This is a genomic window from Natronincola peptidivorans (assembly GCF_900111615.1).
Classification (GTDB): Bacteria; Bacillota; Clostridia; order Peptostreptococcales; family Natronincolaceae; genus Natronincola_A; species Natronincola_A peptidivorans.
This window is the reverse complement of record NZ_FOHU01000002.1, coordinates 67,860-93,166: the sequence shown is the minus strand read 5'-3', so window position 1 is coordinate 93,166 and position 25,307 is coordinate 67,860. Positions and strand designations below refer to the sequence as shown.

The following is a 25,307-nucleotide window of genomic DNA, read 5'->3' as shown; positions in this document are numbered from 1 at the left end:
AAATGTAAATTCTTCATTCTTCATTTTCCATTTATTGTTAAGCCTTAACTCCCAGCACATCGTCACAGGTTTTTGCAATGGCTTTCTCTAGTCCTGTAAACAGCTCGTCAACCTCTTCTCTTGTAATGTTGATTGGCGGTGCTAATAAAGTATCGTCTCCTCTTACCCCGTCTGCTGAGCCTCCACCTGGATAAGGTACGATTCCTTCTGCTAAACAATTCACAGTGAATTTGCCTTTTACATTTTCACTGGTTTCAAAAGGTTCTTTTGTCTCTTGATCCTTAACAAACTCTAGGCCTGCCATCAGTCCTACTCCTCGAACATCTCCGATGATAGGATATTTATACAGCTCATTAAGCTTCTCCATAAAGTATTTACCCTGTACCTTAGCATTGTCTAAGTAGTTTTCTCTTTCAACAATCTCTAGTACCTTTAAGGAAATACCACAGGATAATGGGTTGCTGGCATAGGTATGACCATGTATAAAGTTTCCTGAGCCCTTCACCATAATGGTTTCAAAAATTTCCTCGTTACAGATGGTTGCTCCCATTGGTGTATACCCAGCACTCATACCTTTAGCACAAACAATAATGTCTGGTACTGTATCAAAATGATTTACAGCAAATTTTTCTCCAGTTCTTCCGAACCCAGCCATTACCTCATCTACAATCAACAGAATATCATATTTATTACAAATCTCTCTTACCATTTGGAAATAAATTTTTTCAGGATGCACTCCTGGTATTGCCGAGCCTACTACTGGCTCTGTGATAAAGGCTGCGATATTGTCTGCACCCTGCTTTAGTATTTCTGCTTCCAAAGCCTCTGCAGCTTTAATACTGGTTTCTTCTAATGTTTTACATCCCCATGGATTCCTGTAATGATAAAACTGTGGGATTTTAGGGAAATTTGCCAGCATAGGGTCATAATACTTTCTACGTCCTGGATGTCCAGTCATGGATAAAGCCCCTAAGGTATTGCCATGATAGGAATCCCATTTAGAGATAATTTTCCATTTTGAGGACTTTTTCCCGTCTCTTTCAATGTAGTACTGTCTTGCCATCTTCATTGCTGTCTCTGTAGCCTCTGAACCGCCGGAAACAAAGTAGACATGATTTAAATCTCCAGGTGCCCATTCACATACCTTTGCTGCACAATCTTCAATGACATCTACTGTCCATCTAGATAAATGGGTAAAGGCAACTCGCTCAATCTGTTCCTTAGCAAACTGTGCAATTTCCTTATTGCCATGACCAATATTGGCAACAGCTGAACCAGAGCAAGCATCTAAATACTTTTTGCCATCTTCTCCAAAAAGGTAAACCCCTTCACCTTTTTGAATTCTTGGGTAATGCCAGTTTTGATTTCTGTAAAAAACATGATTCTTAGGAGCCTTGTTAGCACTCATGAAAAAACCTCCCTTTATATTATTATTTAAAAATTATTTTGTTTATAGAAAAAACCCACTATAATAATGCCTACTTATCCAGCCAAATTTTGGTGTGGAAAAATAATAGGTATAATTATACTGGGTTTTACTTACTTAACAATCATGGGTTACACAATCGTTGTAAGAAAAGCAGTCAGTTCTATTTTTTTATCTGTTCTTGCTTCCATGTGTTGTAGCGTTCAATACTGCCTTTGATGGCTACACATACTGCCTTTTGTGCATAGCCATGGTACCTTAGTTTAATGGTGTTGATAAGATCGTCAATATCTTCCTCGTGCAGGTTTCGCCCAATCAGTATAGATTTCATAAAATCCTTTGCCTCTTGGGTAAGTAATGTACAAGAAACATCAACGATTCTACCAGTCACAATATTAATAATTAAACCTATTCCCACCACTTTATGCAATGCGGCCGCTGGAATGTCTGTAGGTAGCTTGGCATAAGAAATAAAATATACTGTATCTTCATCATAGTATTTCACAATATCACCGCAAATGGTTAATTTTTCTCAACTTAATTATATACCTTGCAAAGAAAAATTACAACTGGTATATTCTATAATAATATACCCATGTTGTCATTCATTACTCATTAACTTTTAAATACTAGGAGTTGGCCTTTGTCTCTTGGGTTTTCTTTACCAATCCAATCCTGACGGCCCCAAGGAAAACGCAGTAGGCTACTGTCACGATTATTAGATAAGCTGTTACTCTATTTGTATGGGATACAGCTATAGCACTGGCTCCCAGCATCATGCTGATAATGTATAGAACCACTACCGTTTGTCTTTGACTTAAGCCATGTTCTAAGAGTCTGTGATGAAGATGTCCTTTATCCGCCTCCATAATAGGTCTCTTGTTCACAAGTCTTCTTACGATGGCAAAGGTTGTATCAAAGATTGGTACCCCTAAAGCTAAAACAGGAATAGCCACAGCAATGGTGGTGGCACTTTTAATAACCCCTTCTACAGATACAGTGGCCAAGATAAACCCTACCAATAAAGAGCCTGTATCTCCCATAAATATTTGTGCTGGATTAAAGTTATAGGGCAAAAATCCTAGTAAAGATCCAGCTAAAATAATAAGGATAATGGATATCCCCACCGGGGTTTCAGGATTTAAAAAAGCTACATAGGCTAAGGATAAGGCAGCTATAGAGGAAACTCCTGCTGCTAAACCATCTAAACCATCTATTAAATTCACTGTATTGGTTATACCTACAATCCAAAAGATGGTTAAAGGTATGCTTAGTTTCCCTAGTCCAGACATTCCAGTAGTCTTGTTAAGAATGTTGGTTATAAACTCTATCCTCACACCGCTGTAAACAACAATAATTGCCGCCAAAATCTGTCCCAAAAGCTTATATTTGGCTGATATTTGTTTAGAGTCGTCTATAATACCTATAGCTACAATAATAGTGGCGCCTATCAATATCCCTATTAATTCACTAGTAATAGGTAAAATATTCTTCCCTATAGATGCCATAACCAAGATGCCAACTACAAGAGCTATATATATTGCTAATCCACCTAATCTAGGCATGGGTTTTTTATGCACTCTTCTATTATCCTTAGGAACATCAATAGCTCCTATTTTATATGCTAATTTTTTTGCATAAGGCGTCAGCATATAGGAGATCACCATGGCTATAAGAAATCCTAAAATATAATAATCCATTCTTCCACTCCATTCTTTAGCTGCTTTCATCCTTAGAATACTTTTTTACGATTATACCAGCTTCCTTCAGCATCTCTTGTGATAAAGAATCTGGATAATCTCCCTTATATATCAATTGCTTGATACCTGCATTAATCATCATTTTGGTACAGATAATACATGGCATGTGGGTCACATAAATAGTACTGTCTTTAATACCTACTCCATGTAAAGCTGCTTGTATGATGGTGTTTTGTTCCGCATGCAATCCTCTACAAAGTTCATGCCTTTCTCCAGAGGGTACCTGCAGCTTTTCTCTTAAGCATCCGGCTTCCTCACAATGCAAAATGCTGCTGGGGGCGCCATTATAGCCGCTGGCTAGAATCCTCTGATTTTTTACAATCACAGCTCCCACCTGTCTCCGTAAACAGGTAGAACGCTTCTTTGCCACCTCTGCCATTTCCATGTAATACTCATCCCATGAAGGACGCATATTCGCCAACCCCTTGTCCCTTACCAATATCATTATTTCTATCATATCATATTTTTATAACTGTTTCAGTAAATGTAATGAAAATTTAATATTTACAACTTCATATTATACTACTCCTTTAGACAAAGCACAAGCAGATGAGCCATATGGTAGATGTTACTAAGAGGGGAAGGAGTAAACATTTCCCCTCAAAGGATTAATGAGAAAAGTTAAGCTTCCTAAAACCAACTCATCCTATTAGACGTTATATCTTTGTGTTTTGTTTCATTAATTAATCGAAAAGCTCTTCCTTGAGTTTGACCCTATACCATTATATAAATAACTTGTAGAAGCGCCCCTTACTTGTAGCTTTTAAAATCCAGCCAGCATAACCAAAACAAGCAACTAAGTATTTTTCTATCAAATACCTGACTGCTTGTTTGAATGCTTGTATTAAAACTTGTATAGTTTCATTATCTACTTACGCATACTTAAACTTCATAATACTCTCCTGCAATTCCTCTGCTAGTCTAGCTAAGGATTCGCTGGCATTAGCTATTTCCTCCATAGAAGCTGTTTGTTCTTCTACAGATGCAGAAGCTTCTTCTGTCCCAGCAGCATTTTCTTCAGCGATTGCTGCTAAGTTCTGCATAAGATCTGCAAGGGCATTTTTAGTGTTATCCATTGTTGTTACTGACTCCACTGATTTAGCTACGATTTCTCCCACTTTCTCTATTTCTTCAGCGATACCAGTAAATTTGTTTTCTGTCACCCTTACACTCTCTACTTGCTCTTTAATAATCGACAAAACATTTTCCATAATAACTACAGCGTTCTTTGAGTTGCTTTGCAATTTTTTAAGCATCTCATCGATTTCCTTTACTGAGTATGTAGATTGCTCTGCCAGCTTGCGAATCTCATCAGCTACCACCGCAAAGCCTTTACCAGCTTCTCCTGCTCTGGCCGCCTCTATGGCTGCATTTAAAGCCAATAAATTCGTTTGCTCTGCAATCCCTTCAATGATTCTACTAGCTTCTCCAATTTTCTCTGCACTTTCATTGGTATCTACAGCACTTTGATGAATGTTTTTTATTGCCTCATTGCTGTTATTTGTTTTTTCTGTTAGCTGCTTTATTGTTTTTACACCGTCGTTTTTTAGTATAGTTAATTGATTTACAGAATTATTGATTCTATCCATATCCTTTAAATCTTCTTCTATGATTTTGTTTAATTCGTCTGTTTTTAATACACCGCTTTCTGTATCCTTTGCTTGTTCATTGGCACTTTTGGCTATTTCTTCTATCGTCCTAGCTACTTCATCCGATGCCATAGAGGATTGCTGGCTGGTAGCTGTTAACTCCTCTGAGGAGGATGCCACCTGTTGTGATGTATCGGATATATTTTTTATAAGCATTACAAGATTTTCTTGCATTTTTTTCAACGCTCTAGTAATGCTTCCTATTTCATCCTTTCTATTTATATAGCTGGCTGCCTCATCATCTTCCCTAAAGGTAATGTCATAATTAGACATTCTTTCGATTGTATTGGATAGAAGCAAAATTGGAACTGTTATCTGCTTATTTAAGATAGATGCAATCAATATAACCAGAATCACAGCAGCCACAGCTATCACAATATTTAGTATCATTCCTCTTTTTTGCAGCTCCTCAATTTCAGCCTGTAGATCTAATACCCTTTGTCTCTCAACCTCCTGCAATAATCCTAAGTTATGCTGAACCTCTGCAACTGCTGGAGCAGTTACATTTTGAAATGTAAACAATGCCTGTTCTACCTGATTATTCTGAAAAAGTTCTACAACCCTGTGTCCACTGCTATGGGCATTGATATGAGGTGCCTCCAACGCCATATAGATTTCATGATTATGCTCTTCTGGCTCGTAGGCGTAATACCATTGTCCTAAGTCACATTCAGTATGATCAACAGAAGCAGGTATTTCTCCGGTGATGAACATGCTACTAAGGCCATTTAACCACCTGAGATGGTCTACCTCTTTTTCAATAAAGAAAGCGATAGTATCCTTATCTTCATAGATTTGCTGGTTTCTACCATAAATACTATCACTGTTAATGGTCGTAAACATCATCATCCCTATCATTAGGATAATTATTGCTAGAAATGCAGCCAAAAGCTTTTTAAAGATTGTCATTTTTTCCTTACCCCCTTCTAGTTAAATGAAATATTTAGTGCATGGCAGTTTGGTGAAGATTTCGAAAATATTTTATGCATGAATGTAATAAGTCCTTTATGGCCTTTATGTAGCTTACTGAAATCAAGTGCTAAGTTTTTTAAAAATGCAACCTCAGCACTATTTACATATTCCATAATGTGGTATATGTCTAATTATATACCACAATTTGAAATATTAAAACATTTTTTTGTCATGTTTTGTTATTTTTTGATATTTTTTGTTGTTTTTGATTATGGATATGCTTGTAAAAATAATAGTAGATATTTTTTCCAAACATAGAAATCTGTATCTTCATAGATTTTTATTGGATTTGATGATATTATCTTATTTAGAGGGAGGAGTTAGTTTGGATAATTTTGGAGACAGGCTAAGGGAGTTAAGATTAGAAAAAAATCTGCGTCAGATTGATCTAGCAGAAAATTTAGGACTAGCTCAAACTACAATAGCTAACTATGAGCAAAACCTTCGATTTCCAAACGAAGAGATATTGGTTAAACTGGCAGATTATTTTAATATTTCTCTAGATTATTTATTAAGTAGAGAAACTGTTGTAATAAACACCAATAATGGGCGCTTAAGTAATACCAGCCTTATTGACTGTAATGATAAACCAATATCTTTATCCTGTATTTCCGAAGCATATCAGAATGCTCTATTAGACAAAGAAAAGCCTTTGGCAGTCAAGATAATTTTAGATGCTTTCCAGCAAGGTATTGCAATAAGCGATATTTATACCAAAATATTTGAGCCTTCATTGAAAAGAGTAGGACACCGATGGGAATGCAATCAAATCCATGTATCTCAGGAACATTTTTTTTCTGAAATGACTCAGCTAATTATGTCAAAGCTATATATCGATAGTATGCCTCGCTACTCAAAAAAACATAAAATTGCAGCCTTAGCTGCAAATGGTGAATATCATCATATAGGGATTAGAATGGTGACAAATTTATTAGAATTAGAGGGTTGGAAAGCCTACTATTTAGGAATCAATATACCTTCCGACAGTATTATAAAGGTAATCGAAGAAGATGCTGTGGATGTTGTTGCAATATCTGCTACGATGTTCTTTAATGTCAATTCTGTAGAAGATTTAATCCGAACAATTCGTTCAACAGAAAGCTGTAAAAAGGTTAAAATTATGGTTGGTGGTAGCGCCTTTAATACAGATAAGACATTGTGGAAACAAGTCGGTGCAGATGCATATGCTTCTAATGCAGTAGAGGCTGTGAAAGTTGCTAATGGTTTAGTCAAATAGAAAGATGAATCTATAGAAATCTTGATTCATCTTAGCCAAAAGGACCTGAGTTTTTTCACTCTAGGTCCTTTTTATGTATTCTTTTTAATTGTGATTTGTAGGTTGGCATGATTCACACTTATATATTTTAAGAATTGTGAGGATGCATTGTCCACTTCACCTTTAATTTCAATAGCAGGTAGCTCTCCTAATGCCTGAGCCTTTTCTAAAAGCTCTGCTGTTCCTTTAAAAATTCTTAGTTTTTCTATCTCCTGAGACTGATAATACATGGGTGCCGCTTGAGGATACTTTTCAAGACTAGGAACCAGTTTTGAAAGCTCCCAAAGGATTCCATTAGGAAGCTCCCCCAATGCCTCTGGATAGACCCCTACTACTTTTTCAATGATTTCTGCCATTACAAAGTAGTTTATATTGTTATAAATCACTTTACTGCTGGTATAACCCTTTCCTTCCTCCTGCTGTGTCTTGATACTATGATAAAGCTCCTTCATATCCTCCATAGGACTAATATTGAGCTCTGATCTTAGTACCTCTACACATTTTTCATATTGTTGCAGAGCCTTTACTCTATCGCCTTTTAAATAATAGAGCTCCATTAACTGCTTATGCAGCTGCTCCTGGAGGGGATTAATATATAATAGCTTTTGCAGACAGGTTATTCCTTTAGCATACTGCCCTATATGAGAAAAATACTGGGCTAATAAAGTCAAACCATCAAAATATAGTTTTTGCAGCCTTTCCCGCTCATAAATAATCCAATCATCCAACTCTGGATTTCCCCTCAAGGGAATATCCTTTAAAAACTCTCCTCCGTAGAGATGGATGATATCCTTATAGTGAGCTAGGGATGCTCCTTCATTTCTTATGGTTTCTATTACTTTCTCCAGTTGGACGGTATCGCTTTTCCAAGGACCTTTCTCTGCAAAACTGCAGGATTCCTTGTCAGGAGTAAGGATAATTTCTTCTTTGATTCCTCGATCCTTTAATGCCTTTTTAATAGACCAAAGGGTATAACGAAAATTGTATTTAGAGGATTGGCGTGTGCTTTCATTCCAAAAAATAGAGGCGATTCGATCCCGAGAAACCCTCTGGCCTCTATGGCTAACAAGGTAGGCTAAGATGCCTACCCCTTTACTGCTAATTTCTTTGTTTATTTCTTCTTCTTTGACTAAAACCTTTGGTTCCCCTAAGAATTGAAATCTTAACACACTTCCTCACCCCCAGCACTTATCTCCTCTGATAAGTACAATACTTCCCCATTTTTTATCGTTCCCAATACTTGTATATCTTTTATTTTATCCACATCTATTTCTAATGGATTTTTGTCCAGTAGGCATAAATCTGCTATATAGTCTTTCGCTATCCTTCCCTTTATATCCTCCTTACCTATGGCTATTGCACCATTTATGGTAAACATTTTTAGAGCTTCTATAGGACTAACCCTTTCCTCTATTGTTGGGTGATTTACAGCCCCATGGATTCCTAGTAGAGGATTGATAGGAGTAACATCACTGTCAGAGCCTCCTGCAATGATGCCTCCATTAGCAATGATGGTGGCAAAGGGATTGGTATTTCTTCGTCTCAAATCCCCTAATCTCATTTGATACATTTTTCCTTCTCCACCCCAAAAATACTCATAAGCCGGCTGCATCGATAGTATAATTCCCAGCCTTACGGCTGTTTCAATTTGTTCCTTGGTAGGCAATTCAAAATGCTCAATTCGCATAATGCTAGTACTATTAGGATTTTTCCTGATGGCTATCTTATAGGCCTCCAATACAAGACTTAAAGCTCTTGTACCAATAGCATGGACTGTAACATCTAGATTGTTTTCAACCGCCTCTGTAGCGAAGGTTGTAATCTCTTCCTTTGTAAAGAACAATGTTCCTTTATTTTCTTCATTATCCGTATACGGATTCTCCAATGCTGCTGTAGAGGAACCAAAGGAGCCATCAACAAAAATACAACCACCAATTTTTTTTAGGTGCATTTTCTTGACCTTATTGATATCTGTGGTCTGGAAAAAGAGCTCCACATCAATGGGGAATTTTTTTAGGTTTTTATGGACATACACCGCATCTCTGTCGTGAAAGAGAAAGCCTCCTTCCATGGCATTTATGGTGGTAACCCCCGCAGCAATTATCTTTTTAAAGACTTCCCTTACTCCTTTTCCTCTAGTTTCATCAGAGGTAATGCCTAATAGTTTTTTTCTAGCCAAAAAGTTTGCTCTACCTCTTAGCACTCCAGTTGGTACCCCTTCTTCGTCTCTTTCTATACCAGGGAGGTTAAAGGGCAAGTTTAGTAATCGAAAGCCTAAGGTGTTTACTACACTCACATGATACTCTACCGTTGAAATCCAAACCAATTTGTTTTTCACCACTTGATCCAGCTCCCAACGGGTGGGCATTCTTTTTTCATGAAGATTGATTTCTTCTAAACCAATACAATGAATCATGGTTCCCCACTCGGTTTTTTCTTCCTTCGCGGTTTTTAATAGGTCTAAAATATCCTGGATACAGCCGCAGTCCCCTAAATGATTGCTCAAAACATTGAGGGCCGTTTCCATAAGATGTACATGACTGTCAATCAAGCCTGGTACAACAGTAGCACCCTTCAGGTTAATGACTTCCGCATCAAAGATATAAGCCTTGTACCCTTCACCTATTCCTATATCTTCAATCATGCCTTTTTTTATATAAACCCATTCTCCTGCTGGCCTTGCCTCAGAGAGGGTGATTATTTTCCCATTATAGAGTAATAAATTTTTATTATGCATGTTCAAACCTCCTATTTCAAGGCATCTATTTTTCTGCACATCCCACTCAATAGGAAATTATAAGCTACCCACAGTTGTAGTAATTTATAATTTACTATTGAGAGACAAAGCCCCTGCATTTTAAACAAGGGCTGTTTATTTAGACTTCTTCTCCAGCAACATAGGTTTTTAATACAGCAATATCCTTAATCACCTTTGCTTCGGTAGTAAGAGGATTTTTTTCTAGCACTACAAAATCTGCAATTTTTCCCGTTTTAATCGAGCCTCTACAGTCCTCCTGAAAAACACCATAGGCTCCATGGATGGTAAACATTTTTAAAGCCTCGTATGGAGAAACTCTATGCTCCTCATTTTCATGGGTGACTGCCCCTTGTATGCCCAGCAGTGGGTCAATAGCTGTTACATCACTATCTGAACCCCCTACAGCAATTCCTTTATGCTTCACCACCAAGCCCAATGGCGTGGTTTTACAGCCTCTTACCTCTCCTAATCTTTCTCTATACATACCATCTGCGCCACCCCAAAAACACTCAAAGGCTGGTTGCATAGATACTATCAATCCCATAGCTGCCGCCTCTTTGATTTGCTCCTCTGTGGCCAGTTCAAAATGTTCAATTCTATGTCGATGATCCTTTCTAGGAAACACCTCTTGACAATACTTATAGGTGTCTATAATTTGTTGGATAGCTCTATCTCCTAAAGCATGGACCGTCAGCTGCAGTCCATTGCGGTGGGCCTCTAGCACAAACTCTCTTAATGCTTCATCCTGAAAATACAGTACCCCATTGGTGGAAGGATCATCGAAGTAAGCTTCAGAAACAGCTGCAGTTCTAGAGCCTATGGAGCCATCTAGTATGACGCATCCGCCTATTCTCTTTAATCCCTTTTCCAGTACCTTTTTCACATCAGTGGTTTGATAAAAAAGTACTACCTCTATTTTAAGCTCTTCTTTGTGCTGCAGCAAAAATTCTGCATCATTATCATGAAAAAGCTTACCCCCTTCTAGGGCATTGACTACTGTTACCCCCTTTGCAAGGGCAATCCTCTCCGCCGCTTTGACAGCCTTGATTCTTTCTTCTGTAGTGGTGCTTTCTAGCACATAGCCTCTAGTTAAGGAATTGGCCTCCTGTTTTAAAACCCCTGTCGGTCTTCCCACTTCATCCTTTACAATACCGGCAGTATCCTCCGGCAACTCTAACTGTTGAAAAGCCATAGAGTTAACTACACTGGCATGTGAATCAATTCTACATATCCATAGAGCTCTATTGCCCACAGCATCGTCTAGCTCCTCCATGGTGGGATAACGCTTTTCCTTTAGAGCGCTTTCATCAAAGCCTACTGCTCTAATAATGCCCCTTGCGGCCTTAGGGGCACTTTTTATGGTTTCTAATACTTCCATTATTGTCTTACAATGATGAAGCTGTATAGCTAAAGCATTGAGACCTGTTTGGACGAAGTGGACATGACTATCAAAAAAGCCTGGTACCACTGTTTTCCCCTGAAGGTCATGGAAAATACCAGTTTTTCCTGCTGCCTTCATCACTTCCTCTTTGGAGCCAACAGCTATGAAATTGCCATCCTTCACAGCAAAAGCCTCAACAGTTTTTTTATCCTCTTCACAGGTAATCACATTACCATTTGTATAGATGTCTACTTTACTCACAAGGTCACCATCCTCATTCATATAAAGTGGTAGTTAAACAAGTATCTCTACTAAATAATGATATATGATTTCAGCCGTTTTTACAACCGAATCAATTTCTACATATTCGTCAGCGCTATGATAGTTTTTCCCTACTGGCCCAAAAACATAGGTAGGCAGCTTTGCTCTATCTCCTAAGGAGTTAAAATCCCCTATGCTTGGAAAATATGTTATTTTTGCCGGCTTTCCAACTACCTTCTCCATAGTACTTTTCATTACCCTTGTATAAGGATTACTTTCTGAGACGATATAAGGATGAAATCCTCCGGAATCTGGATGAGGCGCTTCTCTAAACTGCATCGTGGCAGTAGATTGTATCCCAGCTCTTTGTATGGCTTCCTCCACTTCTCTTCGGAGATAGCTAAGATCCTCACCTCGAACTGTATGTCTAAATACTGTAAAGGATGCAGTATCTGCTACACTGCAGGCTGCTCCTCCTCCTTTAAATTCAATAACAGCGATGGAGCCTGTGCCTAGCTTAGGATCATTATTGGTGGGTGCATTTTGAAGCTCCAACAATACCTTTGCCGCATCTCCTATGGCATCTACACCCTTCTCAGGACTGGCAGCGTGGGCACTTTTTCCCTTAAAGGTAACTGTATAGTTCCAGCCTCCTCTAGCCCCTAGGCATAGGCATGGAAAAACTTCATCCAGAAATCCGCTGCTGGGCTCTGTTACAATGGCCACATCAGCATAATCTGTATAACCATCTAAAATCAGCGCATCTGTCCCTAGTCCATAAGGCCCCTCTTCATCCGATACAAAGGTATAAAGCACCTCTCCATTAAACTCCTGTACTGTATTGTTAAAAGCATCTATTGCCAGCATCATAGCAGCACAGCCTGACTTCATGTCTAAAGCCCCTACTCCATAAAGCTTATTTCCTTCTATCTTTGCTCCTAATGGATCCTTCGTCCAGCCTTCACAAATCTCCACTGTATCTAAATGTCCATTTAACAATACAATAGGTCCTTCATCCTTCCCCTGCAAACGGCCAACAACATTGGTTCCACGGAAGTTGGTAACTTTTTTTTCATGATAATGGTGAAAGTTGGCATCCATCCCTCTGTCTTTCAACCATTTATGGGTGTACTTCATGATTTCATCCTCTTTAAAATAGGGACTATAGATTTTCACTAAGTCTGTTAGTAAAGCAACTACCTTTTCTCGGTTGATGTATTGAGATAAATCCTTTGTAGCTTCCACAAAATACCTCCTTATTGAAAAATTTACTTCCTTATACTTTTCTCTAGATGAAATAGAATGCCTTCCCACATATAAATAGGAAGGCATATATAATTTCTATTCTTACAATAGCTTTAACTAAGCTTTTGCTTCTTCTGCATCATCATTATAGGTTTTTACAGACTTGATATCTCCTTCTTTAAAAATAAACATTCCAGTGAAACCATAGATAACCGCTATAATTGGTGTAACGAAGGATAGATATACATAGGGGAAATACTCCATGGTAGGAACACCTAAGGCTCCAGTGAAGAATACCCCGCAAAGTCCCCATGGTACCAATGGAGAAGTTACTGTTCCAGCATCCTCAGCAGTTCTAGAGTTCACCTGAGGTAAGATTCTCTGCTTTTTATAGGCAGGAACAAACATACGACTTGGAATCAAGATGGCCATATACTGACTTGCAGAAAACAGGTTAACTGCTATAGCAGAGATTACATGGGTAGTGATCAATCCCTTTGCAGTGCTTACAAGACCTGAGATTTTTTCTAATAATACCTCTAATACCTTTGTTTTCTCAAGGATGCCCCCCATACTAAGGGCAATAAAACCTAAGGATATGGTCCACATCATGCTTTGTAATCCACCACGACTTAGCAGTGCATCTACATCTGCAATCCCTGTGCTAGAAGTATATCCATAGTTCATAAAGTTGGCTACATCTCCAACACTATATCCCTGGAAGAAGATTGCAAACAAGCCACCAACGATGGAAGCAATAATCATAACCGCCAAGCCAGATACACGCTTTACCGCTAAGATAACAACGATAATTGGCGGAATCAAGGTAATAGGACTAATAAGATAGTTTTCCCTCAAACCTGCTAAAATAATATCGATTTGGCCTGTATCTAATTCTCCTCCAGCAAAACGCATGCCCAGGAAGGCATATAATACAAAAGAGATTAGGATTGCAGGTCCAGTAGTATAGAACATACTCTTGATATGGTCAAACAAATCTGCCTCTGCCACACCTGCCGCTAGGTTGGTAGCGTCTGATAATGGTGACATCTTATCTCCAAAGATAGCACCTGAAATAACTGCACCAGCTGTCATGGCTGGCGGGATACCTAATCCATGACCGATTCCCATAAAGGCTACACCAAAGGTAGCACCTGTGGTCCAAGAGCTTCCTGTAGATACAGAAGCTACAACACAAACAATGGCTACAGTAAGCAAGAATACTGAAGGTGATATAAAGCTAAGTCCATAGTAAATCAAGGTAGGTATGGTCCCTGCCGGTATCCATGAACCAACCAGAACCCCTACCATCATCAAGATCAGCATTGGAAGCATAGCGATTTCACAGCCATATAATACTCCCTTTTGAACATCATCATAGGTAAAACCAGAAGCCATAGCTACGATGGCTGCAACCGCTGCAACTACGATCAATGTAATGTGTGTGATCCAATCTTCACCGATAATAAAAATCTGTGCGAACATTGCAAAACATAAGAATAAAATAACAAAAAGTGCCGCACCAAAACTTGGTCGTTTTTCTGTACTCATACAATAAATCCCCCTTAACTTATATTTTTATTAAAACAAAACAATTTAAACCCTCTACACCTCCTTAAGCCATTTTCCATTACTTTTCCGCTATAATGTAATGTAAGCTTGTCATATACAAGGTCAAAAATAGTATGTTCTTATAATAACATACCACGCCTTTGTTTGTTGGTTCGTTTTAGGTTTTGTTTTATTTCGTTTTATTTTTAGAAAATTCCAATAAAATTTTTATTCTTTTTATAACACTAAATAAACAGAAAATAGGTGAAAAGGGGGCTTACCCCTTTCACCTATTTTAGCTCTTCTACCACTACATTATATGGTTTACCATTGATTTTTAAATGGAATTTTCTAGTTCTTTTTACTTCTTTTTCTTGTTTACCATACTTTCTACTACACTGTTGCTTTAATATTGTTATTTTGTCCTCTAATCCTTTCAACAATTGATGCGCTTCTTCTAAGGTTATTTCTTTAAAGACAATCTTATCTCCTGGCTTCACCTGAGCCGCCTTAGGTAAATCAACAGTAATAACATTTCCTATCTTGGTATACCCACCTGTTGTCTGTCGATCTGCCATCATAATAATCGGTTTGCCATGACTGGGAATTTGTATCGCTCCCATGGAAATTCCGTCAGAGATGATATCTCCTCCATCCTTGTGCTCAATGGTTTCTCCTTCAAGTCGATAACCCATCCTATCGCATTCGTTGGTGACAGTATATTCATTACTAAAGAAGGTTCGTCGTCCTGCCTCTGTAAAAGCCTCCTCCTGAGGACCCAAAACCACTCTCAGTTCAACTACAGCATTGTATTCATATAGATTTTCATAAATCTCTCTATCTACCAATGAGCTGAAAGGTTCTTTTGGTTCACCGACCTTTAGGATATCCCCTGCTTTTAAAGCTCTCCCTTCATAACCGCCAATTTTTCCCCTAGTAAAGGTGGATTTGCTTCCCATCAATACCGGCACATCTATACCTCCAGAAAAAGCGATGTAACTTCTACATCCACTCTTCATGCCTTTAAAGGTCAGCTTATCTCCTTTTTGTACCAACATACTTCTGGCCATTGCTATAGGCTGGCCATTTAACCATGGCTGTAAATCTCCTCCTGTTATAGCTATAACCATGTCTTCTAAAAACTCTATTTCCGGCCCCTGCATTGTGATTTCCAGCAATCCTTCACCTTCGTCATTTTCTACTAAAGCATTGGCCAATCTAGCAGAAACATGATCCATCACACCCGAGACAGTAACGCCATATTGCTGATAACCATACCTACCTAGATCCTGCACGGTCGTCAACAATCCAGGTTTGATGATTTTAATTTGTCCCATGTTGACCACCCTCCTCTTTTTTCGGGTAGCTTTTATACTGATAGGTACCTTTTTTCACTGCTTTTTCTATTTCTTGATATTCTTTTTCTCCTATACTTTTAAAAACGATATAATTGCCTGCCTTTAATAAGATGGCAGGTTCTCTTTCAGGATCATATAGGCGGATAGGAGTTCTGCCAATCAATTGCCATCCCCCTGGACTATCAATTGGGTAAATCCCCGTTTGTCCACCTGCAATTCCTACTGATCCAGCAGTTATCTTAGTTCTAGGAGTTTCAAGTCTTGGGGTAGCAATACTTTCATCCATTCCTCCTAGATAAGGGAAACCTGGCGTAAAGCCCAACATATAAATTAAGTACTCTTTAGAGGTATGGACCCTGATTACTTCCCCTTCCGTCATTTGATTGTGTTTCGCTACATTTTCAATATCTGGACCATAATCCCCACCATATAATGTTGGTATTTCTACTACCTGTGGTGCTGGCAATTCAATACTTCCCAGTTGCTCCTCCAGCGCCTTCAAACTCTCTAACAATTCACTATAATTCACCTGCAGAGCATCATAATGAATCATCAAAGAGCGATAAGTAGGCACCAATTCAACAATTCCCTTTATATTTTGCCCTTCAATGGCGGCTGTCATAGAACGAATCTTACTATTGATTTCTTCTGATATGCTGTTGCCAAACTCCATCACTAGAGCTTGATCTCCAGCAGCTAGATACTTTGTTTTATCATACATTTAGGATTCCTCCATTAGAGGCGGACACAAACATCCACCTTGATTGTTATATGATTTTATGTCTTCCCTTAAAATAGATTTTGAATGTTTTGCAAGGACACCCATCCGCCATAGGCAGTAAGAATAACAACAATGATTCCAAATACCAATAACCAAGTAGGATGCTTGTATTCACCAACAATATCCTTTCTTCGTGATGCAAGTAAAATGGTACCTAAGGTTACAGGCAAAATTAATCCATTTAGAGATCCTGCTAAAACCAATAGTTTTGCAGGCTGTCCTATAAAGGTCATAATGGCAGTTGAGACAGCAATAAACCCAATGATAAAATAATTTTCATGCTTGGCAATTGTACTATTTAAGGTTTTAAGGAAGGATACAGAGGTATAAGCAGCTCCTACTACAGAGGTTAAACCAGCTGCTGTTAAAACCATCCCAAAAAATTTATAGCCTATATTTCCTGCCCCATGTAAAAATGCATCCGCTGCTGGGTTAGACGGATCTAATCCCATCCCTTTTGTTACAACCCCTAGTATGGCTAAGAAGAGCAACACTCTCATAATAGAAGCAATACCAATACCCATCAGAGAACTTTTGTTGATTTCTCTTAAATTTTCTTCCCCACTGATGCCAGCATCAATCAAACGATGGCCGCCGGCAAAGGTAATATATCCCCCCACTGTTCCACCTAATAAAGTGATAATGGGGAAAATCAACATGTTAATATCATCAGGAGCTATGGTTCTTGCCACCGCTTCACCCACTGGTGGGTTTGTAGAAACAGTAACATAGGCCACTAGGATAATCATTAATCCTCCCAACAACCTTGTAAATTTGTCAATAATAGGTCCAGCATCCTTTGATAAGAAAATAATGATACCGACAATCCCCGCAATAGCTGTTCCTAGCTTAATATCAATGCCAAGTAACACATTTAAGCCTAGAGCTGCGCCACCAACATTCCCTATATTAAAAGCCAATCCGCCTAAAGCCACTAAAGCAGCAATAAAATAACCTAATCCAGGAACTACTTTATTGGCAATATCCTGCCCCCTCATACCTGAAACTCCAATAATCCTCCATATATTCAGCTGTACACCAAAGGTTAAGATAATGGTGGCCAAAATAACAAAACCAAAGTTCCCACCATATCTTTCTGTAAAAGTTGCAGTTTGCGTCAAAAAACCTGGCCCAATGGCAGATGTTGCCATCAGGAAGGCTGCTCCTAATAGGACACCAAAATTTGCATTTTTCTTTTTGTTCTTTATCATTCTTTCTCTCCTTTTCTCTTTTACTTAATGAATTTTTCCATTGCGATCACTTGAACATTTTCATTTTCTAAGGTGCTTTTTATGGTCTTTACAAAGGCCACAGCCTGGGGATTATCTCCATGAACACAGATGCTATCCGCTTGAATCATGATATCTTCTCCATTCACAGCCTCTACCTTTCCTTCCTTCACCATACGAACCACCCTCGCTATGGCTTTATCAGTATCATGGATCACCGCACCCTCCAGCTTTCTAGATACCAGTGTGCCATCTGGATTATAAGCCCGGTCAGCAAATACCTCACTGGCCACCTTCAACCCTATTTCCTTTCCAGCCTTGGTCAATTGACTGTTGGCAAGCCCTACCAAAATCATATCAGAATCCACTTCATAAACAGCCTCAGCGATGGACTTGGCCAGCATTTCATTCTTGGCAGCCATATTATACAACGCTCCATGAGGCTTCACATGTTGTATCTTTGCACCCTTACTTTTTGCAAATGCCCATAAGGCACCAATTTGATATTTCATGTAGGCCTTTGCTTCTTCACCAGTGATGACCATTTCCCGTCTTCCAAAACCCATTAAATCCAGATATCCTGGATGTGCCCCTACAGCCACACCTCTTTTCACTGCCATTTCTATCGTTTTCTCCATGACAACAGGGTCACCAGCATGCCATCCGCAGGCAATATTGGCGGAGGAAATATGCTGAATCACTTCTTCATCTAAACCTAGTTTATAGTCTCCAAAACTCTCACCAATGTCACTATTTAAATCTACCTGATGCATCGTCACTACACCTCCCTATTTTTCTTATAATAATTAGCAAGATCGATGCCAAAATCATCACTGTTGAATTTTCTCTATTTTCGTATAATTGACATCTTTTTTTAATAAATTGCGTTCAGAATCGCTCGTGAAAAAGAGCGAATTCGCACAATTGTTGCAAAATCGCTCAGATTCTATTCTAAGTCATACTTTTCTATTTTTCTCTTTAAGGCAAATCTGCTTATCCCTAACATTTCTGAGGCTTTAGAATAATTGTTATTACAGTATTGCAATGCCAAAAGGATATATTGTGTCTCTATCTCTTGTATTTCTTTTTCTAAAGAAAAGTTTGGAGGTAGAGCTTTACCTAAGTCTTGCTGGCCTCTGCTCTTTATGTTCCCCAGGAGACTTTGATGGCTATCTTTATGGGCTTCAAACGGTAAATCCTTTAAATCAATTTCTTCTCCCTCTCCCAATAAAACACTTCTCTCAATAATATTTTTCAATTCCCGTACATTCCCCCTCCAAGAGTAAGTTAAAAGTCCTTTTTCTGCATCTCTTGTAAAGCCCTTTATCCTTTTGTGAAATTTTTTATTAAATTCCTGCAAATAATGCTCTGCCAGCACCAAGATATCTCTTCCTCTTTCTCTTAAAGGCGGTAGGTAAATAGGTACCACATTCAACCGATAATATAAATCCTCTCTAAACTCTTTTTTACTAATGGCCTCCTCTAAATTTTTATTGGTGGCAGCTATAATTCTAATGTCTACCTCGATATCCTCTAAACCGCCAACTCTTTTTAGCTTTCTCTCCTCAAGAAACCTCAGCAGCTTCGTTTGAACATTTAAGGAAACTTCTCCTATCTCATCTAAAAAAACTGTTCCTCCATCCGCCACCTCCAACAAGCCTTTCTTTCTAGTATTGGCACCCGTAAAGGCATTTTTTTCAAAACCAAACAGCTCACTCTCTACAAGCTGCTGAGGCAATGCCCCGCAATTGATTTTTACCATAGGAGCATCTTTTCTAATACTATTGTTGTGGATGGCAGAGGCAACAAGCTCTTTTCCTGTTCCCGTTTCCCCTTGGATTAATACAGTTACCGTATCATTGCTGGATAAAATATGAATTTTATCTATTACCTCCTGCATACTGGGGTCTTCCCCCAGCATATATTCATACTGTGCTTTTTTTTCTTGTTCTAGTAAATAAACCTTTTTCTGTAATACTAAGCTTTTTATAATCCGCCTTATAATAATGTCGATCTCTTCTAGATCAAAGGGTTTATTAATATAATCAAAAGCCCCTCTTTTTATAGCTTTTACCGCTGTCTGTATATCTCCATAGGCCGTCATGATGACCACTTCTACATCCCTATCAATTTCCTTTATTTTGGGAATTAACTCTAATCCGCTTTCACCCGACAACCGCATATCCAAAAAAATAATTTGAGGTTTGAAATCCTCCATTTCTCCTAAGGCTTTCATGCCATTTTCAGCGGTACTGACTTGGTAGCCTAAATCCGTTAAGCCTTCCTTTAGTGACAGACGTATCATCTCTTCATCATCAACAATCAATATTCTTTTCCTCATGGTCGCCACCTCCATACAAGGGAAATTTTATTTTGAATTTTGTACCTACATCCACAGTACTGTGAACATCCATTTTTCCACGATTTCCTTTTACCAATTCATATACCACCGACAACCCCAGTCCCGTCCCTTGAGGGCTGGTGGTAAAGAAGGGATCAAAGATTTTCTCCAGATTATCTGGTTCAATGCCACAGCCATTATCATGAAACTCCATGGTAACAAAGGAAGCTTTCTCTTGACGATGAACATCCAGGATAATCTTCAGCGTTCCATTCTTTTCTACAGCTTTAAGGGCATTTTTTATAATGTTTAAGAACACTTGCTCAATTTGAGCTGAATCCACAAAAACCAAAGGTCTACTGCATCGGTTCTCGAGATATATTTTTATATGGTTTTCCTCAGCTGTTTTCTTTACTAAATCCAGTGCTCGATTTAAAATCATAAGTAAATCTGTTTTTTCATATTTCGGTGTTCTGGGTTTGGCAAAGTCTAAGATATCTGTAATCAAATGATTGATTCTATCAATTTCATATAATACCCCATTAAATAACTTTTCATTAGCTTGTCCCTCCTCTTTGCACAATCTATTCTTTAAAACCTGAATACTGGTTTTCATTCCAGCTAAAGGATTACGGATCTCATGAGCAATCCCCGCTGCCAATTGTCCGATAGAGGTTAATCGATCTAAGGTCTCCATGTTATTCTCAATCTTTTTTCTTTCACTGATATCATTGAAACTACAAATAGCACCGCTGACAAAGCCCTCATCTGTTTTTAACAAAGAAGTGGTAACATCCAGATAAATTTTATTGCCCTCATCAACATGATCAAATATTTCAACATGGTTGATATTTTTACTACTGCTCAAGGTTTCTTTTACCTGATTCAATAACTTTTTTTCAATATATTTTTGACCGTCTTTTTCTTTATACTCCACCAGCAACTCCTTTGCCGCTTGATTTATAGATAAAATCCTTCCCTGTTGATCTGTCGTGATAATCCCGGTTGCAATATTTCTCAGAATATCCTCATTCAACTGGGTGATTTCTATTAATTTTGTTGTTTTTTCTTGAAGACGGTACACCATATTATTAAAGGCATTGGCCAGCATCCCAATTTCATCTTTTCTTTTAATTTCAATTTTTTCATTAAAGCTGCCTTGGGCTATTTTATCACATAAATCCGCCAGCATTTTTATAGGCTTTGATATATTGTGAGAAATTACAATAGCTGCCTGCATAGAAAAAATCAAAGAAATAATTGCTACTAAAATCATATACTTCTGACTTTCTAGCACCTCATAGGAAAAGAGTCCTTTATTTAACCCATAGCCTATGATCCATCCCCAAGGATCATAGCTTTTATAAATCAAGATATCATTGCCTATGGGCAAGGTAGCTTCTTCACCATCCAAAGCTTCCTCCAAAAATTCTTTCGTCCTGTCATCATCTACATGAAACTTATTGAATAAGAGCCTTTCCCCATCAAAGATCACCAGATTTTCCTTCTCCTGTCGCTGATAATAATCAAGGACAGCTGCTTTTCCTTCTTCCTCAGTTAGTCCTCCGTCTTCAACACTTTCAGCAACATCCTCTATGAAAAATATCATTTCTTCTAAATGCATAGATAGATTTTTTGTTTCATTCTCTAACAATAGCTGATATCCATTCCAATAGGATACAATGCCCAGCGTGATAATAGACAGAATTAATAAAATCATAAAAGGGATGAGTATTTTGTTCTCAATATCAATTCGCACTGTTATCTCCTTCCCTTTTCATAAAAATATTTACTGACAAAATAAAATGTTAAGGCAGAAGCTATGACTCCAGGTAAGGCAGGATGTACCAAAGTGTTTGCTTCTCCAACAACTAAAAAAGTTCTTACCATAAAAACACTCATGGTGAAAAGCCCCATAATAAAAGCGGCAACAGCCCCCTCCTTTGTGGCTTTTCTCCAAAACAATCCTCCATAGAGGGGCAGCAAAAATGTGGAGGAGAAAAAACCCCAAATATACCCTCCATAAATCAGCAAGCTTTCTGGAGGATTAATCGCCAGAAGCAAAGAAACTGTTCCTGCAGCAAAGATAAACACCCTATTGAGATTTAGAAACCTATCCTCCTGTATATTTGGATTCACTAGATTTTTATATAGATCATAGGTGAACCCGCTGGCAGCAATGAGAAGTTGTGAATTGGCTGTAGAAATAGCAGCAGCTGTAATACTGATAAGGATAAACCCGCTAAAAGGAGAATAAATAACATTGTTGATCAAATACGGAAACACCTCATCAACAGAATCAATGGATTGTATAGTAGGCTGTAATACTCTGCCGCCTATTCCAATCACCATCATACCCACATAAATACAAGCTAAGAAAAATACGGAATAACAGATCATTTTGATTGCTGTTTTTGTATTCTTGGCAGAGGCAATCCGAATAGCATATTGAGGATTTGCTGCTAAACCCAGTCCCCATCCAAAAAAGGAAGTAAAGGTTAACAGAGGCGGCAGTTCTCCCTTTGCAAAGGGATCCAGCAACGCCCCCTGCTCTGTGTTATGAAGAAATCGTGGGAAGGGTTTCGTATCAATCAAAGCAGCCCCTTCATGCATAAGGTTGATGCCCCCAATATTTCTTAGAATAATCACTGTGGCTAAAAGTGTTCCTATGGCAGTTAATACAATATTTAACCCATCAGTTTTTGTCACAGAAAATAAACCACCAAAGGATGTATAGATGACAAATAAGTATACCAATACAATGGCAAAAATATAATTGATATCCAGCAGCTCTGAGATAACAATACCAAAGCCTCTTACTTGAATAATCATATATAGGATATAGGTGATCACAATCATGATACCTGCCATGGCTTGCAGCCATTTACTATCATACCTTTTATAAAAATACTCTGGCACCGTTAAAATATCATGCTGTTTAAGCCTTGATGCCAGTACCACCAAAAAAGCTGCTCCTAAAAACCATGGTACAATAGCATACAATACAGTATTATATCCATAAGCATATAGAGAACCAGAAACACCCTGCATGGAAGCAGCACTAAACCAAGTGGCACTAAAGGTAAAAATACTGGCTAGTAATCCCAAACTGTTTCCAGCTACAAAAAAGTCTCGAGCATTTTTTGTTTGTTTAAACCCACCTTTCCCAAAAAACAACAGTATAATGGTATAAAGGGTAAAGTATAAGAGATATACAATGGTTTTATTCATCTTCCCATCCCTTTCTATGCTTTATAATAAGTGCTGTAATAGAAGGAGCTAAAGTGGAAATAACAAAAAGCCCTCCCACAATCACAAAAGTTTTTATAGGTAATCCCGCAATATACGTCATTCGTCCCCTCTCCCCTTCACATAACTATATTTTTATAAAAGAAAAGCTCCAGAAACTAGCATCCAGAGCTTACTATATTTTCCTATTTTGTTCCAAACAAACGATCTCCTGCATCTCCTAATCCTGGTACAATGTAGGCATGCTCATTTAATCTTTCATCAATAGCCGCTACATAGATATCTACATCCTGGTGCTTCTTTTGTATGGCTTCAATTCCCTCTGGAGCAGCAATCAAACATACTAGCTTTATATTGGTAGCTCCTCTGTTTTTCAAGAACTGTATAGCTGCATTGGCAGATCCTCCAGTGGCCAGCATAGGATCCAATACAATCAAATCCCTCTCCTCTACATCTGATGGCAGCTTGCAGTAATATTCAACCGGCTCCAAGGTTTCTGGATCTCTATACAAACCAACATGCCCCACCTTCGCCGCTGGTATCAGCTGCAAGAATCCATCCACCATACCTAATCCCGCTCTTAGTATAGGAATAATCCCCAGTTTTTTACCAGATATCACCTTCGCCTTTGTTGGTCCAACGGGAGTTTCTATCTCAATTTCCTGTAAAGGAAGATCTCTAGTAATTTCATAGCCCATTAATAAGGAAACCTCTTTCACCAAATCTCTAAAATCTTTAGAACCTGTATCTTTATCTCTTATTAATGTCAGCTTGTGTTGAATCAATGGGTGATCTATTGTCACTACTTTACTCATAAAAAATCCTCCTTTATTTATAGTATTTTTCTTCAATACTACTGATTTTCTCCACCCTCTTTTGATGTCTCCCACCTTCAAATTCAGCGTTTAACCATACATCAACTATTTCTAATGCCAGCCCTGGTCCAACTACCCTGGCTCCCAAAGCTAAAACATTTGCATCATTATGCTGTCTAGTAGCTTTTGCAGAAAAGCAGTCCCCTACCAAGGCGCAGCGGATACCTGGAATCTTGTTAGCAGCTATCGATATACCGATTCCCGTCCCACATATCAAGATACCTCTATCGTATTCTGCCTTCACCACTGCCTCTCCTACCTTCTCAGCAAACTCTGGGTAGTCACAGGAAGCTTCAGAGTCTGTACCAAAATCCGTTATAAAGAACCCTTTGTCTTTAAGATGTTCCTTTATGATTTCCTTAAGACCATATCCTCCATGATCACTGCCTATGGCTATTTTCATTCTGACCCCTCCAAATAACAGCTATAAAAATCTACAAATAACTTATAATAGTTTAACCAGTATAATATTCGATATGTTTCTAAATATCCCTTTATTTTTTTAATAATTTTTTTAATAATTTTTTCAAGGATTCCTCTATCTCCACTGCACTTCTTCTATATGCATCTATAGGCTGGCCGAAAGGATCTACAATATCCATTTCTGGCAGCTTGGTTTTCAAGAAAATCAGTTGATCCTCGCAGTCTGTAATCTCCTCTTGAAAGTCCTTTTCAAGCTTTTCCACTTCCCTCTCTACACTTTTCAGTTCTCTTACTAAAGCATCTCTTTTTTCCTTTAGCTCCTTTAGCTTTTTTTGATTTTCTAACATGAAGCGTTGCTTTTTGGTACTGATTTTTCTGTATACTTCATTCATTTCATCTAAGACATCCTCTAGATTTTCCCCATCATTTGCATATTCCTTCAGTGTATATACCTTATTCTCCGCCTGAGGTGCCATGTTTAATACTGCATGTTTATGATTGGTGGTCATAGTCAAAACCAAATCCGCTTCATCAATCAAATCCTTTGTCAAAGCTCTGGCTTCATGATCATCCAAGGATAACCCCTTTTCTCTGATGATTTCCTTGGAGGCATAGGAGGCCTTGTCTCCCTTCATGGCACTGGTGCCAGCAGAGATAACCTTTATGTCTCCTAAGTCCTCTCCTGCTTTTTCTATTAAATCCTTACATAACACTTCTGCTATACTACTTCGGCAGGTATTGCCAGTGCAAACAAATAGAATGGTTTTCATTA

The 25,307-nt window shown here is 38.3% G+C and carries 22 protein-coding genes; 1 reads left to right on the top strand and 21 read right to left on the bottom strand.

From position 1 onward, the window contains the following. Positions 1 to 37: 37 nt before the first annotated feature. The 5 genes from BMX10_RS03165 to BMX10_RS03145 all read right to left on the bottom strand — a co-directional run bounded on the left by BMX10_RS03165 (position 38) and on the right by BMX10_RS03145 (position 5,744). Positions 38 to 1,408, bottom strand: coding sequence for an aminotransferase family protein (locus tag BMX10_RS03165; RefSeq protein ID WP_090439230.1), 1,371 nt, complete (start codon positions 1,406 to 1,408; stop codon positions 38 to 40). A 181-nt stretch (positions 1,409 to 1,589) separates the two neighbouring features. After that, positions 1,590 to 1,931 carry a DUF3870 domain-containing protein gene (locus tag BMX10_RS03160; RefSeq protein ID WP_170834658.1) on the bottom strand — a complete coding sequence of 114 codons (342 nt, stop codon included), beginning with the start codon at positions 1,929 to 1,931 and terminating at the stop codon, positions 1,590 to 1,592. A 124-nt stretch (positions 1,932 to 2,055) separates the two neighbouring features. Next, complete coding sequence (locus BMX10_RS03155; RefSeq protein ID WP_090439991.1) at positions 2,056 to 3,126, bottom strand: glycosyltransferase family 4 protein; 1,071 nt, start codon at positions 3,124 to 3,126, stop codon at positions 2,056 to 2,058. Positions 3,127 to 3,142: 16 nt separating this feature from the next. Beyond that, positions 3,143 to 3,598, bottom strand: coding sequence for a deoxycytidylate deaminase (locus BMX10_RS03150; protein WP_090439223.1), 456 nt, complete (start codon positions 3,596 to 3,598; stop codon positions 3,143 to 3,145). Between the two features lie 460 nt (positions 3,599 to 4,058). After that, positions 4,059 to 5,744, bottom strand: coding sequence for a methyl-accepting chemotaxis protein (locus BMX10_RS03145; RefSeq protein WP_090439220.1), 1,686 nt, complete (start codon positions 5,742 to 5,744; stop codon positions 4,059 to 4,061). A gap of 388 nt (positions 5,745 to 6,132) precedes the next feature. On the opposite strand from BMX10_RS03145, the gene BMX10_RS03140 reads away from it, so the two are divergent. Beyond that, positions 6,133 to 7,044, top strand: a complete 912-nt coding sequence (locus BMX10_RS03140) for a cobalamin-dependent protein (protein ID WP_208976099.1) — start codon at positions 6,133 to 6,135, stop codon at positions 7,042 to 7,044. Between the two features lie 71 nt (positions 7,045 to 7,115). Here BMX10_RS03140 and BMX10_RS03135 read toward each other — a convergent pair whose 3' ends face one another. The 16 genes from BMX10_RS03135 to BMX10_RS03065 all read right to left on the bottom strand — a co-directional run bounded on the left by BMX10_RS03135 (position 7,116) and on the right by BMX10_RS03065 (position 25,305). Then, on the bottom strand, positions 7,116 to 8,252 hold the full coding sequence (locus BMX10_RS03135; RefSeq protein ID WP_090439215.1) for an AfsR/SARP family transcriptional regulator: 1,137 nt from the start codon (positions 8,250 to 8,252) through the stop codon (positions 7,116 to 7,118). Then, positions 8,246 to 9,820, bottom strand: coding sequence for an amidohydrolase (locus tag BMX10_RS03130; protein WP_090439211.1), 1,575 nt, complete (start codon positions 9,818 to 9,820; stop codon positions 8,246 to 8,248). The genes BMX10_RS03135 and BMX10_RS03130 overlap by 7 nt, the downstream gene beginning before the upstream one ends. Before the next feature lie 139 nt (positions 9,821 to 9,959). Next, positions 9,960 to 11,483 (bottom strand): amidohydrolase, encoded by a 1,524-nt coding sequence (locus tag BMX10_RS03125; RefSeq protein ID WP_170834657.1) that lies wholly within the window; start codon positions 11,481 to 11,483, stop codon positions 9,960 to 9,962. Between the two features lie 33 nt (positions 11,484 to 11,516). Beyond that, positions 11,517 to 12,728, bottom strand: coding sequence for a M20 family metallopeptidase (locus BMX10_RS03120; protein WP_208976098.1), 1,212 nt, complete (start codon positions 12,726 to 12,728; stop codon positions 11,517 to 11,519). Positions 12,729 to 12,845: 117 nt separating this feature from the next. Continuing rightward, positions 12,846 to 14,279, bottom strand: coding sequence for a Na+/H+ antiporter NhaC (nhaC, locus tag BMX10_RS03115; protein WP_090439203.1), 1,434 nt, complete (start codon positions 14,277 to 14,279; stop codon positions 12,846 to 12,848). 290 nt (positions 14,280 to 14,569) lie between these two features. Continuing rightward, on the bottom strand, positions 14,570 to 15,616 hold the full coding sequence (locus BMX10_RS03110) for a 5-oxoprolinase subunit C family protein (protein WP_090439202.1): 1,047 nt from the start codon (positions 15,614 to 15,616) through the stop codon (positions 14,570 to 14,572). After that, positions 15,603 to 16,358 (bottom strand): 5-oxoprolinase subunit PxpB, encoded by a 756-nt coding sequence (pxpB, locus tag BMX10_RS03105; protein WP_090439199.1) that lies wholly within the window; start codon positions 16,356 to 16,358, stop codon positions 15,603 to 15,605. Before pxpB ends, BMX10_RS03110 begins: the two co-directional genes overlap by 14 nt. Before the next feature lie 68 nt (positions 16,359 to 16,426). After that, positions 16,427 to 17,629 carry an NRAMP family divalent metal transporter gene (locus tag BMX10_RS03100; protein ID WP_090439196.1) on the bottom strand — a complete coding sequence of 401 codons (1,203 nt, stop codon included), beginning with the start codon at positions 17,627 to 17,629 and terminating at the stop codon, positions 16,427 to 16,429. Positions 17,630 to 17,649: 20 nt separating this feature from the next. Further along, a complete protein-coding gene (locus BMX10_RS03095) occupies positions 17,650 to 18,420 on the bottom strand; it encodes a LamB/YcsF family protein (protein ID WP_090439192.1) in 771 nt (256 codons plus the stop codon). Between the two features lie 173 nt (positions 18,421 to 18,593). Further along, on the bottom strand, positions 18,594 to 19,988 hold the full coding sequence (locus BMX10_RS03090) for a sigma-54-dependent transcriptional regulator (RefSeq protein ID WP_090439189.1): 1,395 nt from the start codon (positions 19,986 to 19,988) through the stop codon (positions 18,594 to 18,596). Next, on the bottom strand, positions 19,963 to 21,747 hold the full coding sequence (locus BMX10_RS03085) for a sensor histidine kinase (RefSeq protein ID WP_090439186.1): 1,785 nt from the start codon (positions 21,745 to 21,747) through the stop codon (positions 19,963 to 19,965). Before BMX10_RS03085 ends, BMX10_RS03090 begins: the two co-directional genes overlap by 26 nt. A 2-nt stretch (positions 21,748 to 21,749) precedes the next feature. Then, the gene (locus BMX10_RS03080; RefSeq protein ID WP_090439183.1) at positions 21,750 to 23,219 is read right to left on the bottom strand and encodes a sodium:solute symporter family protein; all 1,470 of its coding nucleotides are present in this window, start codon (positions 23,217 to 23,219) and stop codon (positions 21,750 to 21,752) included. Beyond that, positions 23,212 to 23,340, bottom strand: a complete 129-nt coding sequence (locus BMX10_RS18415) for a hypothetical protein (protein WP_280140735.1) — start codon at positions 23,338 to 23,340, stop codon at positions 23,212 to 23,214. Before BMX10_RS18415 ends, BMX10_RS03080 begins: the two co-directional genes overlap by 8 nt. An 82-nt stretch (positions 23,341 to 23,422) precedes the next feature. Next, a complete protein-coding gene (upp, locus tag BMX10_RS03075) occupies positions 23,423 to 24,052 on the bottom strand; it encodes a uracil phosphoribosyltransferase (RefSeq protein ID WP_090439180.1) in 630 nt (209 codons plus the stop codon). A 13-nt stretch (positions 24,053 to 24,065) separates the two neighbouring features. After that, positions 24,066 to 24,515 (bottom strand): ribose 5-phosphate isomerase B, encoded by a 450-nt coding sequence (gene rpiB / locus BMX10_RS03070; protein WP_090439178.1) that lies wholly within the window; start codon positions 24,513 to 24,515, stop codon positions 24,066 to 24,068. Between the two features lie 91 nt (positions 24,516 to 24,606). Continuing rightward, positions 24,607 to 25,305, bottom strand: coding sequence for a low molecular weight protein arginine phosphatase (locus BMX10_RS03065; RefSeq protein ID WP_090439175.1), 699 nt, complete (start codon positions 25,303 to 25,305; stop codon positions 24,607 to 24,609). Between the last annotated feature and the right edge of the window lie 2 nt (positions 25,306 to 25,307).